A 14,864-nucleotide genomic window follows, 5' to 3' on the forward strand; every position below is an offset into this window, starting at 1 on the left:
AAACCCTAGATATATAGAGAGAGGGATTCGAACGGGAGGGAAATAAAAAATGCGCCCTTTGGAAGCATTTTTCCCGACCCGGCATGATAGTGAGGGTATCCGAACGGCGTGAATCCCTCTCTCTCCGCCATAAAACGATATTTGGCCAAGTTTGATTCGTTTCGTATTCGACTTTGGCTTTTTATTTTGCTATAATTGATTTGGCTGTGCTAGACGGGGGGGTAGCGGATCCCTGTAACTCGCAACCCGCTTTAGCGAGGTGGAATTCCCGCATGAGGGCAGCGTTTGTGGAGCGGCCAGGGCTAGTTGTGATGAGGTCTGGGTCTTACGCAACAGAGCACTTCGAACCGTGTCAGGTCCTGACGGAAGCAGCACTAAGGAGCAAACTCTGTGTGCCGTAAGGTCGCCTAGACTGAGCAACGAATCCTGGATTCGTCCGGAAGCGTCTGTTCGACTAAGGGTGCACGGCCTAAAATATTAACATAAAGGTGGTCTTGTACCATCTTTTTTGATATTAAGCTCTTATTTTTAGCTTTGCGGTGTTACCCGGAAAAAGGTGACAGAGATTATTTTTTTAAGGTGGGAGCCAAATGGCTTATTTAGCCTTATACCGTGAGTGGAGACCAAAAAACTTTAAAGAAATGGTTGGACAAGAGCATGTGACCAGAACCCTGCTTAATGCTCTGGCTCAGAATAAGGTGGCTCATGCTTACTTATTCAGCGGCCCCAGAGGAACAGGGAAAACTACGACGGCTAAGGTTTTGGCTAAGGCTTTAAACTGTGAGCAACGTAATGGAGTCGAACCCTGTAATACATGCTCTTCCTGCTTAAGTATCGATCAAGGCAGTGCCATGGAAGTATTTGAAATCGATGCGGCTTCCAACCGGGGTATTGACGAAATTCGCGATTTAAGGGATAAGGTCCGTTTAAGTGCCGGGGAAAGCAAGTATAAGGTTTATATCATTGATGAGGTCCATATGCTGACTACGGAGGCTTTTAATGCCTTGTTAAAGACCTTAGAAGAGCCACCGGAGCGAGTAGTCTTTATACTTGCGACAACGGAAGTTCACAAAATACCATTAACCATCCTTTCTCGGGTTCAGCGCTTTGAGTTTCACCGAATTCCTCTTGAACAAATCCAAGAGCATTTAAAAAAGGTTTGTCATACTATCGGCAGAGAAGTAGATACGGAAGCCCTACATATAATTGCTCAAAAATCCGAGGGTGGGCTCCGGGATGCCTTAAGTATTTTAGATCAGTGTCTTCTTCTAGATGGCAAACTTGGTGTAGAGCAAGTCTATCAAGTTTTGGGAATGGTCGGAGAAGAGTTTAGTGCTGATCTTGTGGATCAACTTCTTGTCCGCGATTATGCCAATACCCTAAAACTATTAGGGGAAGGAATTAATCAAGGCATGGATCCTCGCCAGATTATTCGTGAGCTTCTGGATTATCTGCGGCAAGCCCTACTTTATGCTTCAACCCAAGCCTTTCCCCATATTGCCCCTCACCTCAAGGATCATTTGGCTGCTCAATGTGAACAAATTGGGTTAAAGACCTTATTAGCATGGATCGGGATTTTACTTCAAGGGGAAAGTCAGTTAAAATATGCAACAAATGCCCGTTTGGCTGCGGAACTTCTCTTGGTCCAAGTGATCTACGACTCTCAAAAGGAATCCCCCACGGAATCTTCGGCAGTTTTGCAAAGATTGCAGGAAATGGAGCAGGAAATCAAGAACCTTACTTCAGGGCAACCTTCCCGCAAAGTTAGTGGAGTGGGAGACAATGCCGGGGTAAAAGAGAAAGCTAAGGAAAAGACTGCTTATCAGATTGAACCTGCGACTTTAAGGGACGGAAAGCTAAGTCAATCTCAATCCGGTGGGGCGGAACAAACTAAGCAAATCAGTCAAGCCGGTCAAATAGAAGGTGGAGGTCAATCCGGTAGTTCTTTGACGTTTCAACAAATTCAGGGGCGTTGGGCGGAGATTTTGGAGCAGGTACGAAAAATAAAAAAATCCACCCATGCTTTTCTAATGGAAGGTAGACCTGTTGAATTAGACGGAGAGACTTTGGTTATTGTATTTAAGGAAGGATTATCTTTTCACCGGGATAAGGTCAATCAAAAGGAAAATCGCGAAACTATCGAAAAAGTATTGCAAGATCTATTAGGTATTTCTATAACTTTGCAAAACTTATTAGAGAATGAATACGAAAAGGGTAAGAATCCGAAGGTGCAGGAAAAGCCGGAGGAGAACAGTCTGGTTAAAAAGGCCGAGGATTTATTCGGCTCCGATTTAATTACTATTAAAGAGTAAACTAAAGAGTAAAACGAAAATAAAAGGAAACTATCATAGGTGTTTTTCCTAAATTTGGCTTACAACTTTTCCTTTTATAGTTTTAAATATTATTCAAGAAATTAAAAAATTTGTAAGGAGTGTATCACATGGCATTTAAAGGCGGCGGTATGGGAGGAAATATGGGCAATATGTTAAAGCAAGCTCAGAAACTCCAAGAGGAAATGGCTAGAGCTCAAGAGGAGCTTAAGACTCGCACAGTTGAAGCCTCTGTTGGCGGCGGAGCCGTACAAGTTGTTGTCAATGGAAAAAATGAACTGCTGGAATTAAAGATTAAACCGGAGGCAGTAGATCCGGATGATGTAGAGATGCTGGAAGATTTGGTTAAGGCGGCAGTAAACGAAGGCCTCCGAAAAATTGAAGAACTGGTTTCTACGGAAATGGGCCGCTTAACCCAGGGCTTTAAGATTCCCGGCCTCTTCTAAGTGAGGGAGTATGGATTTTTTGAATTATCCCCAGCCACTTGCTGATCTTATTGCCGCATTATCCCGCCTACCTGGGATTGGACCGAAGACAGCGGGGCGTTTAGCTTTTTATCTTTTACAACAGCCCCAGGTTGCTGAAAATTTGGCTGAGACCATCCTTAGAGCTCAACAAGAAATCAGGGAATGTTCTGTTTGTTGTAATTATACTGACCAAGACCCATGCGCTATATGTAGTGGGGAAAAAAGAGATCGTAGCTTTCTTTGCATCGTAGAGCAGCCGCGGGATGTGGTTGCTCTAGAAAAAACCAGGGAATTTAAAGGTCTCTATCACGTCCTTCATGGGGTTATTTCTCCCTTGGAAGGGATTGGTCCGGAGCAATTGACTATTGCCAAGCTTTTGACGAGACTCGATGGGATCAGGGAAATAGTCATGGCCATGAACCCTACGGTGGAGGGAGAAGCAACGGCTATGTATTTATCCAGGCTGCTAAAACCATTGGGAATTAGGGTAACAAGAATTGCCCACGGATTACCGGTAGGCGGCGATTTAGAGTATGCCGACGAAATCACCATCGCTCGGGCTTTAGAAGGCCGGCGTCAAATCTAAAAAATTTTAAGGTCGGAGTTGTTCTTCTTTGTCCACTTCACGCATATTTTTGGACTAGGCTATCTAGAAAGTATTAGTCTGAGGGTGCATAAGGAAACTAAGGCTTCCGCTTGCGCCAAGGCTTAGCGTAAGCCAAGTTTTCTTTATAGTGGTAAAGGAGGCAGTCCCATGACCTTAATTTTTTTGGGCTTATTTGTTTTACTTATTGGACTAGTGGTTAAAAGCAGTTTAGGAAAACCCAATATTTATTTAAAAACTGCTATTCATATTCTCGGGGGAATTGTTGGCTTATGGATCTTTAACTTAATCTTAAGTGTAGTAGGATTTAGTGTGCCTATCAATGTTTTTACGATCGTAATTGTTGGGCTCTTAGGTTTTCCAGGTGTGATGGCATTAGTAGGTTTGCAAATACTAGGCATTTAGGTCTTAAATAGCAACGATATCCATTAGACAATTCAAATAATGGGTTTAAATTCTTTTAAAGATTTCTAATTTTTTATCAGAAAATAGTGATTTTTTTCATTTATTATTGATTTTTACGGAAATATTCGCTCTAGCTTCATTTTACGTCTTGACGAGATGAACAAGGCAAGAGTATACTTGAACTGACTGCAGGGGACTTTTCGGTCATAATCACCGGAAGAGTCCCTCAACGTATTTTTATGGGATTTTTGCGAAAATTTAATCATTTAATTTTCGTAATATCTTCTAAAAGCCCTCTAAAACCCTATATAACATAGCTAATTAAATTTACTTAGTAATTCTTAAAAGCTTCTTAAAAGCAATATAGGCAGATATTCTTTTTATGCTAATTTTTACAACAGCTTTGCTTTGTTAAATTTTGGTGTCTAATTTTCATGTCATTTTTGGGTAAAAGAGAAAATTCTCCCGAACCCTTTAATTAAAATTTTCATTTAGGAGGATGTACCAAATGGCAAAAATGAAGACTATGGATGGTAACGAAGCTGCTGCGCATGCGTCGTATGCGTTTACAGAAGTAGCAACCATCTTCCCCATCACTCCCTCTTCAACCATGGCTGAATTGGTAGATGAATGGGCTGCCCATAACAAGAAGAATATCTTCGGTCAATCTGTTAAAGTTGTTGAAATGCAATCTGAGGCAGGTGCAGCCGGTGCGGTTCACGGTTCCCTCCAGTCCGGTGCTTTGACTACTACCTATACAGCTTCACAAGGTCTGCTCTTAATGATCCCGAACATGTATAAGATTGCCGGCGAGCTTCTGCCCAGTGTATTCCATGTTAGTGCACGCGCTTTGGCTACCCATGCTCTTTCCATTTTTGGCGATCACCAAGATGTTATGTCCGTACGGGCTACCGGTTTTGCCCAATTGTCTTCCCATAACGTACAGGAAGCATTGGACCTCGGTTTCATCGCGCACTTAGCAACCATCAAAGCAAGAGTACCTTTTGTCCATTTCTTCGATGGCTTCCGTACATCCCATGAAATTCAAAAAATCGAAGTTACTGATTATGAAGATGTTGCTAAACTTTTGGATCTTGACGCTTTACAGGCATTCCGTAACAACGGTTTGAATCCTGAGCGTCCTGTACTACGGGGTACCGCTCAAAACCCTGATGTTTATTTCCAAGGTCGCGAAGCGTCTAACCGTTTCTATGATGCCGTTCCTGACATTGTTGAACATTACATGCAAGAGTATGCTAAGATTACCGGCCGTGAGTATCATCCATTCCAATATTATGGTGCAGAAGATGCAGAGCGCGTTATCATTGCTATGGGCTCCGTCTGCGATACCATTGAAGAGACTGTTGATTATTTAATGGCTAAAGGTGAAAAAATCGGTGTGGTTAAAGTACACCTCTTCCGTCCTTTCTCCACTAAATACCTCTTTAAGGTTCTGCCGAAAACCGTCAAAGCCATTGCGGTTCTTGATCGGACGAAAGAACCCGGTTCCACCGGCGAGCCGCTCTATCTTGATGTAAAAGATTCCTTCTATGGCCATGAGTTACAGCCTGTTATCGTGGGTGGACGTTATGGCTTAGGTTCTAAGGATACTACTCCTTCCCAAGTTCTGTCTGTATACAAGAATCTTGCAGCTGCCGAACCTAAGAACGATTTCACCATCGGTATCGTTGATGACGTAACCTTTAAATCCTTACCGGAAGATGAAGTTATCGATACCGCACCTGAGGGTACTATCGCTTGCAAATTCTGGGGATTGGGTTCCGACGGTACTGTTGGCGCTAACAAACAAGCAATTAAGATTATTGGTGACCACACCAATATGTACGCCCAAGCTTATTTCCAATACGACTCTAAGAAATCCGGCGGAATCACCATTTCCCACGTTCGTTTTGGTAAAAAGCCGATCAAATCTCCTTACTATGTTAGCGGTGCTAACTATGTAGCTTGCCATAACCAAGCTTATGTAGGCCAATATGATCTGACCAATGGTCTGAAAAAAGGCGGTATTTTGGTCTTAAACTGCCAATGGAAACCTGAGGAATTGGAAGAGAAACTTCCCGCTGCCATGAAGCAATTTATTGCTAAAAATGACATTAAACTTTATATCATTGATGCTGTTTCTATTGCCCGGGAAATCGGCTTAGGCTCCCGCATCAACATGATCATGCAAGCCGCCTTTTTCAAATTGGCCAATGTAATCCCTGAAGAAGAGGCTATTGGTTACTTGAAAGAATCTGTGGTTAAAGCTTATGGTAAGAAAGGTCAAAACATCGTTGATATGAACAACGCTGCCATTGACCGTGGGGTAGATTCACTGGTTAAAGTTGAAGTTCCCGCTAACTGGGCCGATGCTACCGATGCTCATGCAGAAGCTGCTGCTACTGTTGAGCTTCCGGAATACGTTGAGAAAATCCAAAATGTCATGAACGCCCAAGAAGGGGACCGCCTCCCTGTCAGTGCTTTCAAAGGCCGTGAAGACGGTACAGTTCCCGTAGGCACCACTGCTTATGAAAAACGCGGCATTGCCGTTATTGTTCCTGAATGGGATGTTGAAAAATGTATCCAATGTAACCAATGTTCCTATGTTTGTCCTCATGCCGCCATTCGTCCCTTCTTGTTGGACGAAGAAGAAGTTGCCAATGCTCCTGAGGGCTTCGTAACTAAGAAGGCCCTTGGTAAGGAAGCTGCCGGACTTCAACTCCGTGTTCAAGTCAGTGCTCTGGATTGCACCGGATGCGGTAACTGTGCTGAAGTTTGCCCGGCTAAAGGCAAAGCTCTGGTCATGAAGGATGCGGCGGAGCAAACTGCAGCTCAAGCCGGTAACTGGGAATATGCCATGACTGTTGCCAACAAAGCTGAGCGTTTTGATCTTACTACCGTTAAAGGCAGCCAATTCGCGCAACCTCTTCTCGAGTTCAACGGCGCTTGCCCAGGTTGTGGAGAAACTGCTTATGTTAAACTCATCACCCAACTCTTTGGCGACCGCATGATGATTGCCAACGCTACCGGCTGTAGCTCCATCTGGGGTGGTAGTGCTCCTTCCGTACCTTACACTGTTAATGCTAAAGGACAAGGTCCGACATGGGCTAACTCCCTCTTCGAGGACAATGCCGAGTTTGGCTACGGTATGTATCTGGGTGTTCGTCAACAACGTGAAAAACTTGCTTTGTTGATGAAGGAAGCTTGCGAAACCGGAATCAGCAGTGAGATGAAGGAAGCTTTCCAAGAGTGGATCGCCGGTATGAATGATGCAGATGCTTCAAAAGCCGCGGCTGCTAAGGTTCGCGCTGCCCTAGACGCTTACGAAGGCGATAGTGCGTTAATCGCTGATATTAAGGACAGAAAAGATCACCTGGTTAAGAAATCTCAATGGATCGTTGGTGGAGACGGTTGGGCTTATGATATCGGTTACGGCGGCTTAGACCATGTCTTAGCTTCCGGTGATGATGTCAATATCATCGTTCTTGATACGGAAGTATACTCCAATACCGGTGGTCAATCTTCCAAATCTACCCCCCGGGCTGCCGTTGCTAAATTCGCAGCTGCCGGTAAGAAAATCCGGAAGAAAGATCTGGGGATGATGGCTATGAGCTATGGCTATGTTTATGTGGCTCAAATTGCTCTCGGTGCCAACATGGCTCAAACCATTAAAGCTATCAAAGAGGCAGAAGCTTATAACGGACCTTCTTTGATCATTGCTTATTCTCCTTGTATCAACCACGGACTCAAAGCCGGTATGGCCAAGAGCGTTACCGAAGCTAAGAAAGCTGTTGAATCCGGTTACTGGCATCTCTATCGTTTCAACCCGGATCTTGAAGAGCAAGGCAAGAACCCATTTAGCCTTGACTCCAAAGAACCGACAGCTTCCTTCCGTGACTTCATCATGGGTGAAGTTCGTTATACCTCCTTGCTCAACACCTTCCCGGAAACTGCCGAGGAACTCTTCGCAGGTGCTGAGAAATATGCTCAAGTCCGGTATAACTCCTATAAGCGCTTAGCAGAACAAAAATTTGAGTAAAAAGCATTTCTAGGTAAAGAGAACGGTATTCTTACTTGCATGAAGAGCGGGCTGGTCCCGCTCTTTTTGTGTTTATATCCAGGATGTATCATTCTCATTCCTGCTATATAAGGATAAGGACATAGATAGAATCAACTGTAGGGAACAGCCCCCGTGCTGTTCCGTCGGGACTTACTTTGCATAATCATTCCTTGCCTGTGTTAAAATACTAGAAATACCCATCATGGAACTTCAAAAAGGTTCTGTGCCGTATTAGTGGTTAGGGTAAAGGTGGTACTGAAATATTGGAAGGAAGATAGATATGGATAAAGAGGATCTAATTCGACGCTTAAACTGGTTCTATAGTCTGGAGCTGAACCAAGTGGAACTTTATAAAGTGCAAAGTAAGCAGTTTAATGACCATTATGCCGGTCAGGTATTTGAGCGGGTAGCAACAATGGAACAGGAGCATGTACAGAATATTGAACAAAGCATTAAATCCTTAGGAGGGACGCCTACGGCTTTAGGAGAAGTAATCTCTCCAATCATTGGCATGTCCCTGGGCAACATTACCTCTCTGACCGGTCTGGAAAAAGTACTACTGATCAATACAGAACTTGAGAGAAAGGCCATGAGCGATTACCGCCAATTAGTAGCGGAGCTGGTGGCAGGGGGAAATGACCCGGAAGGGGAATTCGTTACCCAATTAAAAAGTAACTTTATTGATGAGCATTTACATACGGCCCTTTTTGAACTGTTAAGAAGTAACTTAGTAGAAGATAAGATCGAAAAGCTATAGATCTTAGCGGACAATTACTGAATAGGGAAGGGGGTAGGAGCTGATGAAGAAGCTGCTTAATATGTTTAAGGAGCTTACGGTACGTCCTCATACCAAACGTATTCGTAAAATCGCTGAGATTCCGATTGATGGGGAGAGAGATCAACCAATTTCCTTCCAAAGGATAAGAGATGAATTAAGCAAAAGCAGTGATATAGTATTTCGGAATTTTGTGGTACGGGGGAAGGAGGAAATTCCCTGTAGCTTGGGTGTTGTAGATGGCCTAGTGGATAAGAATCTCTTGGATGCTTATGTCTTGCGGGTAATCATGATTGAAGCGACAAATGATCCGGCGTTTAAAGAGATAACCAAAGTTAATATTCACGACCGCCTGATCGAGCTATTTACCCCCACCGGAGAAATAAAAAAGATTAAAACTATTGGGGAAGCCCTTGATGGTATTCTTTCCGGGGATGCTGTTCTTTTTATTGAAAAAAGCAATGAGGCTTTGTTGATCAGTGCACGGGGTTGGGAAACCCGCGGCGTTAATATACCGGAGAACGAAACGGCGATTCGTGGACCTAAGGAAGCTTTTAACGAGAATTTGCGTACTAATACTTCACTGCTGCGGCGAAAAATCAAGCATCCCTCACTAAAGCTTATCTCTATGAAAATCGGGGACCTATCCAGGACCGATGTGGTTATTGCTTATATGGAGAACATCGCTAGCTATGATGTGATAAAAGAAGTTAAGAACCGCTTAGGCCGCATCAAAATAAACGGTATTATTTCCGGAGATATGCTGGAAGAATTTATTGAGGACCATCCTTACTCGCCATTTCCTCAAATCTACATTACTGAAAGACCGGATATTGTAGCTTCGGACCTTTTGCAGGGACGAGTCGCCATTCTTGTGGATGGAACTCCCACCGCATTTACTTTACCGATGACTATATCTTCCTATATGCAGGTTAATGAGGATTATTATGAAAGGGCCATGATCGTAATCCTGATTCGGAATATTCGTTATCTGGGGGCCTTCATAGCAACCTTGGCTCCCGCCTTATATATTGCCGTAACAAGTTTTCACCAAGAACTGATGCCTGTGGATTTGGTCTTAAGTATAGCGGCCGCTAGGCAGACCACCCCCTTCTCAGCTTTAGGGGAGGCAATAATGATGCTATTTGCGCTTGAAATTCTCCAAGAGGCGGGTCTGCGTCTACCTAAGCCTGTCGGCCAGACCATAGGTATAGTTGGTGCCCTGATTATCGGGGATGCGGCAGTAAAAGCCAACCTTGTCAGTTCGATTATGGTCATTGTCATCGGTATTACGGCCGTGGCCAGTTATACCATTCCTTCCTATGATTTAGCCATTGGGATTCGGTTAATCCGCTTTCCCTTAATGATTCTCGGGGGAACCATGGGTTTTTTTGGAATTGGTTTTGGGTTGTACTTTACCCTGATTCACTTATTGGGGTTGCGTTCCTTCGGCACACCTTTTATGAGTCCTATCGCCCCCTTGCGGATTCGAGCCTTTTTGCAGGATACCTTCGTCCGAGCACCCTGGTGGGCCCAAAGAAAGATTCCGCAGCTACTAGATACGGATAATCCAAAGGGTGGAGGGCGGAATAAATAAAATGATACGGATCAACACTCATCAATTTATGATTTTAAGCGCCGGGGTGCTGTTGGGGACAACCTTCATGGTCATCGGGACAACGGTAACCGGCGAAGCCGGTAGGGATGCCTGGATGCCTGTACTTCCCAGTTTCTTGATCGGGATACCTTTTGCACTGATGGTTCTTTCCCTAATACCAAAGTATCCGAATAAAAACTTTCTGGAGATTACGGAAAAGGTCCTTGGAAAATGGTTTGGTAAGGTTTTCGGCTTTCTTTTTATCCTAGTAACTATGTATTTTGGAGCGTCTTTATCCGGCCAGACCGTGGATATTCAGAATCGAACCGTACTCCCCTTGATGTCCTATTATATTTTAGTTGGGGGAGGATTGATTTTAACTCTTTATCTCTATTATTCAGGATTTGAAGTTTTAGCACGTTTTGCCGAGGTAGTGTTTCCACTTGTTTTGTTTTCCCTGGTTTTAATCTGTGTTTTTATCATCCCCCGCTTTGAACAGGGGGAGCTTTTTCCGATGTTGGATAATGGCTTCAGCCCGTTACTCAAAGCTGCCTCAAAGTTGGTCCCGTGGTCCATGGAATATGTACTATTTCTTTTTATTGCTCTGCCCTTTATACCCCACAAGTCCAATGACTTAAAGCAAATCCGGAAAGGTTTATTTCTGGGCTTTTTCCTAGTGGGTATAATCAACACCTTAGTCGTGGTCGTGCAAATAATGACCTTTGGCCCGACAGAGACAACACGTTTGACTTACGGGTTATTAGTCTTAGGTAATATGGTTGAAATATCCCGGACCATCAGCGGGGTTGAATCGGTCTTTATTCTTGTCTGGATGGGGGCAGCTATTATCAAGGTTACGTCCTTTTTCTATGCGTGTATGGTCGGCCTTAGAAGTGTTTTTGGTCTTAAAAGTCGAATTTGGGCTCTTGCTGCAGCCGGAATTTATTTTTTCATACCTATGTACATTCTGCGTGGTGCGGATGTACTCGTAGAGGTAATGTTCATCGATCGTTATCTAATATTGCCTCTGGCAGTAAGCTGGGTGCCATTGGTATGGGGGGTGGATAAATGGAAAAACCGTCAAAAAGGCTCATGAGTTTGCGGCTTCCTTTCGTAGTGACAATGATTATGGTACTTTTATTGGTAACGGGTTGTAGTGGCAAAAAAGAAATAGATGAGTTAATTTTCGTTATGGGTGTCGGTGTGGATAAGGGTAAAGAGGAAGGTGCCTACCTTTATACTCTGCAAAGCGCCCAGTCTAAGACGGGCAGTGGAGATGCTTCAGTGCTTGGGGATTCAACCATCAGTATCGAGACTCCCACCCTTGCCCTGGCCGGGGGGAGAATAAATGAATCCTTCAATAAACAACCCTTTCCGGGAACAGTCAGAGTGATTGTTGTGGGGGAAGAACTTGCCCGTACGGGAATTAATGAAGTGATTGATTACTTCCAGCGCTATTATCAATATCGTCGGACAGTCTACCTGCTAATTGCCAAGGGTAAGGCCAAAGATATGTTAGAAGTAAAGCTGCGTAGCAATGAGATTCCGGCCTTGAGTATGTTGGGCTTGATCGAGAGTCAAAACCAGCTATCGGTTTCACCGGTAACCCGCTTAGGTCATTATTTAACTATTCTCGGCAGAGCGGGTCAAGATCCCTTGATTCCCATAGTTGAGGAGGTGGAACCGGGAGAAAATGACCTGTATTATGATGATAAAAAAGGTAAAGAGATTATAATTAATCGGGCGGGGGTTTTTGAAGAAGGAAAAATGACCAGTGTGTTGACAGATAAGGAGACCAAAGGTTATCTATGGTTGGATGATAGTGTGAAAAGCCGTTATATCAATGCACAGGCAGAAAACGGAATTAAGCTAAGCGGTTGGATCATGAAGGCAAAAACCAAGTATAAAGTTGAAGAAATCGAAGGGAAAATAGGAATAAAATTTAAGATTAACACCCAAATATCAATTAGAGAAATTCTCGCTAAGCAGAAGGAAATGAATATTGAAGAATGGCAGCAATTCTTAACGGAGATTGAACCGAGCTTCGTCAAGGCAATCCAAGAAGAGTGTGAGGCTGCCGTTGCCAGGGTGAAAAGCACAGGGGTGGATTTTGTCGGAATAGGACGTAAACTAGAAATTAAAGAACCTAAGTATTGGCGGCAAGTCAAGGAGAAATGGCAGGAAGGGTTAGTCGATATCCCAATCTCCTTTGATATTAAAGTTGAGGTTGAACATGCAGGCTTATTGCGTAGTTCACCTACAAGTATTGAGAAAAAGTAAGGGTATATAATATGGAAAAATAATGATATAATTAAATGTATTACCTCTATTTTGGAGGATTAGAAGAATTGTTGGATTTGAATAAAAGACTGCTTCAGTACGCGAACCAGGGACTAATCTCCTTCCATACTCCCGGTCATAAGGGTAAAAGTGAGTTTTTCGCGGGGCTTAGTTTTCCCGGTCAGGACCTAACGGAGCTGCCGGGTCTGGATATGCTCCATTCCCCGGAAGGTGTTATCGCCAGGGCCCAGGAACGGGCGGCTGCAGCGTACCATAGTGACCATAGTTTTTTATTGGTTAACGGCGGGACCGTGGGTAATCAGGGTATGTTCATGGCCTTGGCTGCTTCGATAAATCGGGGGGAAAACGGGCTAAACAAGAAGGTTCTGGTGGAAAGAAGATCCCATCGTTCTGTTATGTCGGCTCTGGTCTTATCCGGTTTGGAGCCGGAATATATTCCGGCAGTGGTGCATCCTGAGTTCGGCTTGCCCCTGGGCTTGAATCTAGATAATCTAGACACCTTGGCTGGATATCAAGGGGTTCATGTTACTTATCCCGGTTACTACGGGAGCCTATTGGATCTAGGAAAATTGATCGAGTTGCGATGTGTTTCCGCGCCCAAAACTTGGGTAATGGTAGATCAGGCTCATGGTGCTCATTATTTAAGTCCGCTTTTCCCCCGGGGGGCCTTGGAGTTAGGTGCGGATTTGGTCCTGCATAGTACCCATAAAACCTTAAGTGCTTTGACCCAAGGGGCCATGCTCCATGTCCAAGGGTCAAGAATTCCTCTCTCGGCGGTTAAAGCAGCTCTGGAGACATTGCAATCCTCCAGTCCCAGCTATTTATTGCTGGCCTCCTTAGAGAGGGCTGTTGAGTTCGCATTAGATAACAAACGCTGGAAGCTGCTCTACGAAGCGGTGCAGGAGTTACACCACCGTGTGGGTGGCTTCTTAAGGATATTAAATGCCAAGGATGCGGGTACATACGGGATAGCCGCTTTAGATTGGTCAAAGATACTGGTTAACACAAGGTGTTTAGGAATTTCTGCTCCTGCTTGTGTGGAACATTTACGTAATAACCATGGTGTTGACCCGGAATTATGGGATGAAGAGAATATATTATTCTTACTGGGGATTGGCAATACTCCTGAAGAGGTGAGAATCCTTACCGAGGCATTATTGAGCTTAGAAATTCTTAAGAAAAACGGCATGTCTTCGGCAGGGGAAGGTTTTATTGCCGCAACCCCCTTACCCCCAAGGCGGCTTACGCCACGGGAAGCTTTTTTTGCAACTAAGCGTAAGGTCAAGCTTACCGATAGTGTGGGAAGGATATTGGGTGAAAGTATTTCTCCTTACCCACCGGGGATTCCCTTAATTGTCATGGGAGAAGAGATGACTCCGGAGGTCTTAGAACTATTAAACCGGCATAAGGGACGCTGGCAAGGCTGGGAGGATAGGGATCAAGGGGTTTGGATTATTGAGGAGGACTAAAGTGAACATCGCACTTCATCTTATCGAAAAGGCAGCCCAAGAGGAGCGACTTGCTCACCTGCTTCTTTTTCATGGAGGGAGCACGACCGAGAGAAGTAAAGCGGGCTTGGCAATTGCCCAAAGGCTTAATTGCACTTCCCAAGGGGACGTACCTTGTCACTGCTGTCCAACTTGTAAAAAGATTGTGTCCGGCAACCATCCGGATGTGCAAATAATTAGGCCGGCAAAGCTTTCTTTGGGGATCGAGCAGATTCTGGATTGGCAGGAACAAGTATACCGCAAGCATTATGAGGGAAAATATAAGGTGTTTATCCTGGAAGAGGCGGATAAATTAACTATTCCTGCCGCTAATGCCCTGCTAAAGGTGATTGAGGAGCCTCCGGTTAGGACCATAATCATCCTTAGCACCCAGAATGCAGAGGTGCTTCTGCCCACCATTCAAAGCCGGGCCCAGACTGTTTATTTTCCCCAAGCCGGGGAAAATAAGTGGTTGGAATCTCTTGATCCGACTATTAATCGGCTAGAGGCAGGGGAGGCCTTTCGCCTGAGCGGTCAAAATGCCGAACTAGCCTATGAGATTATGGGGATTGGCGTCGAAAAGGCTAAGCTATGGGTAGAGGGGTTCGAACAGGCTGTGGCGGAACGGGATTTTGTTAAGCTTTTCCCCTTATTTCCTATAGAGAAAAAAGAAGCAGAGGTCTACCTGCAGATTTTAGCCCATGGTATGGGGCGGAAGGCGGAAGTTAAGCCAAGAGCTATATTGGCCGTTGGTAGGGCGATAGACAGAATCCAAAGGCAGGGAAACCCTAGATTGGTTCTGGAAGGGTTAGCCTTGCACCTTTTTAAGGTATAAGTG

11 protein-coding genes and 1 other RNA gene are annotated in these 14,864 nt (G+C 44.5%); all 12 read left to right on the forward strand.

What is annotated here, in order from left to right; all coding sequences use genetic code 11:
- The first annotated feature begins 204 nt into the window (after positions 1–204).
- Positions 205–468, forward strand: an RNA gene (gene ffs / locus AC1U9U_RS06730) — signal recognition particle sRNA large type.
- A 122-nt stretch (positions 469–590) separates the two neighbouring features.
- Positions 591–2,312, forward strand: a complete 1,722-nt coding sequence (gene dnaX / locus AC1U9U_RS06735; RefSeq protein ID WP_479959786.1) for a DNA polymerase III subunit gamma/tau — start codon at positions 591–593, stop codon at positions 2,310–2,312.
- Between the two features lie 128 nt (positions 2,313–2,440).
- Positions 2,441–2,776 carry a YbaB/EbfC family nucleoid-associated protein gene (locus AC1U9U_RS06740; protein WP_479959787.1) on the forward strand — a complete coding sequence of 112 codons (336 nt, stop codon included), beginning with the start codon at positions 2,441–2,443 and terminating at the stop codon, positions 2,774–2,776.
- A gap of 10 nt (positions 2,777–2,786) precedes the next feature.
- The gene (gene recR, locus AC1U9U_RS06745) at positions 2,787–3,383 is read left to right on the forward strand and encodes a recombination mediator RecR (protein ID WP_479959788.1); all 597 of its coding nucleotides are present in this window, start codon (positions 2,787–2,789) and stop codon (positions 3,381–3,383) included.
- A gap of 168 nt (positions 3,384–3,551) precedes the next feature.
- The gene (locus AC1U9U_RS06750; protein WP_479959789.1) at positions 3,552–3,806 is read left to right on the forward strand and encodes a pro-sigmaK processing inhibitor BofA family protein; all 255 of its coding nucleotides are present in this window, start codon (positions 3,552–3,554) and stop codon (positions 3,804–3,806) included.
- A 508-nt stretch (positions 3,807–4,314) separates the two neighbouring features.
- Positions 4,315–7,845 carry a pyruvate:ferredoxin (flavodoxin) oxidoreductase gene (nifJ, locus tag AC1U9U_RS06755; RefSeq protein WP_479959790.1) on the forward strand — a complete coding sequence of 1,177 codons (3,531 nt, stop codon included), beginning with the start codon at positions 4,315–4,317 and terminating at the stop codon, positions 7,843–7,845.
- Between the two features lie 301 nt (positions 7,846–8,146).
- The gene (locus AC1U9U_RS06760; protein WP_479959791.1) at positions 8,147–8,623 is read left to right on the forward strand and encodes a demethoxyubiquinone hydroxylase family protein; all 477 of its coding nucleotides are present in this window, start codon (positions 8,147–8,149) and stop codon (positions 8,621–8,623) included.
- Between the two features lie 43 nt (positions 8,624–8,666).
- Positions 8,667–10,238, forward strand: coding sequence for a spore germination protein (locus tag AC1U9U_RS06765; protein ID WP_479959792.1), 1,572 nt, complete (start codon positions 8,667–8,669; stop codon positions 10,236–10,238).
- 1 nt (position 10,239) lies between these two features.
- Positions 10,240–11,334: a GerAB/ArcD/ProY family transporter gene (locus AC1U9U_RS06770; protein WP_479959793.1), complete on the forward strand. Its 1,095-nt coding sequence runs from the start codon at positions 10,240–10,242 to the stop codon at positions 11,332–11,334.
- The gene (locus tag AC1U9U_RS06775; protein WP_479959794.1) at positions 11,307–12,518 is read left to right on the forward strand and encodes a Ger(x)C family spore germination protein; all 1,212 of its coding nucleotides are present in this window, start codon (positions 11,307–11,309) and stop codon (positions 12,516–12,518) included. The genes AC1U9U_RS06770 and AC1U9U_RS06775 overlap by 28 nt, the downstream gene beginning before the upstream one ends.
- A gap of 35 nt (positions 12,519–12,553) precedes the next feature.
- Positions 12,554–14,008 carry an aminotransferase class I/II-fold pyridoxal phosphate-dependent enzyme gene (locus AC1U9U_RS06780; RefSeq protein WP_479959795.1) on the forward strand — a complete coding sequence of 485 codons (1,455 nt, stop codon included), beginning with the start codon at positions 12,554–12,556 and terminating at the stop codon, positions 14,006–14,008.
- Position 14,009: 1 nt separating this feature from the next.
- Positions 14,010–14,861 carry a DNA polymerase III subunit delta' gene (locus tag AC1U9U_RS06785; protein ID WP_479959796.1) on the forward strand — a complete coding sequence of 284 codons (852 nt, stop codon included), beginning with the start codon at positions 14,010–14,012 and terminating at the stop codon, positions 14,859–14,861.
- The last annotated feature ends 3 nt before the right edge of the window (positions 14,862–14,864 follow it).

This window comes from Desulfitobacterium sp., from assembly GCF_982384815.1.

What these genes read in the sequence shown, in the direction of transcription:
- recR (WP_479959788.1), top strand. Translation starts at nt 2,787, where the DNA reads ATGGATTTTTTGAATTATCCCCAGCCACTTGCTGATCTTATTGCCGCA.
- AC1U9U_RS06780 (WP_479959795.1), top strand. Translation starts at nt 12,554, where the DNA reads ATGTATTACCTCTATTTTGGAGGATTAGAAGAATTGTTGGATTTGAAT.
- AC1U9U_RS06775 (WP_479959794.1), top strand. Translation starts at nt 11,307, where the DNA reads ATGGAAAAACCGTCAAAAAGGCTCATGAGTTTGCGGCTTCCTTTCGTA.
- AC1U9U_RS06750 (WP_479959789.1), top strand. Translation starts at nt 3,552, where the DNA reads ATGACCTTAATTTTTTTGGGCTTATTTGTTTTACTTATTGGACTAGTG.
- AC1U9U_RS06770 (WP_479959793.1), top strand. Translation starts at nt 10,240, where the DNA reads ATGATACGGATCAACACTCATCAATTTATGATTTTAAGCGCCGGGGTG.
- nifJ (WP_479959790.1), top strand. Translation starts at nt 4,315, where the DNA reads ATGGCAAAAATGAAGACTATGGATGGTAACGAAGCTGCTGCGCATGCG.
- AC1U9U_RS06740 (WP_479959787.1), top strand. Translation starts at nt 2,441, where the DNA reads ATGGCATTTAAAGGCGGCGGTATGGGAGGAAATATGGGCAATATGTTA.
- dnaX (WP_479959786.1), top strand. Translation starts at nt 591, where the DNA reads ATGGCTTATTTAGCCTTATACCGTGAGTGGAGACCAAAAAACTTTAAA.
- AC1U9U_RS06760 (WP_479959791.1), top strand. Translation starts at nt 8,147, where the DNA reads ATGGATAAAGAGGATCTAATTCGACGCTTAAACTGGTTCTATAGTCTG.
- AC1U9U_RS06765 (WP_479959792.1), top strand. Translation starts at nt 8,667, where the DNA reads ATGAAGAAGCTGCTTAATATGTTTAAGGAGCTTACGGTACGTCCTCAT.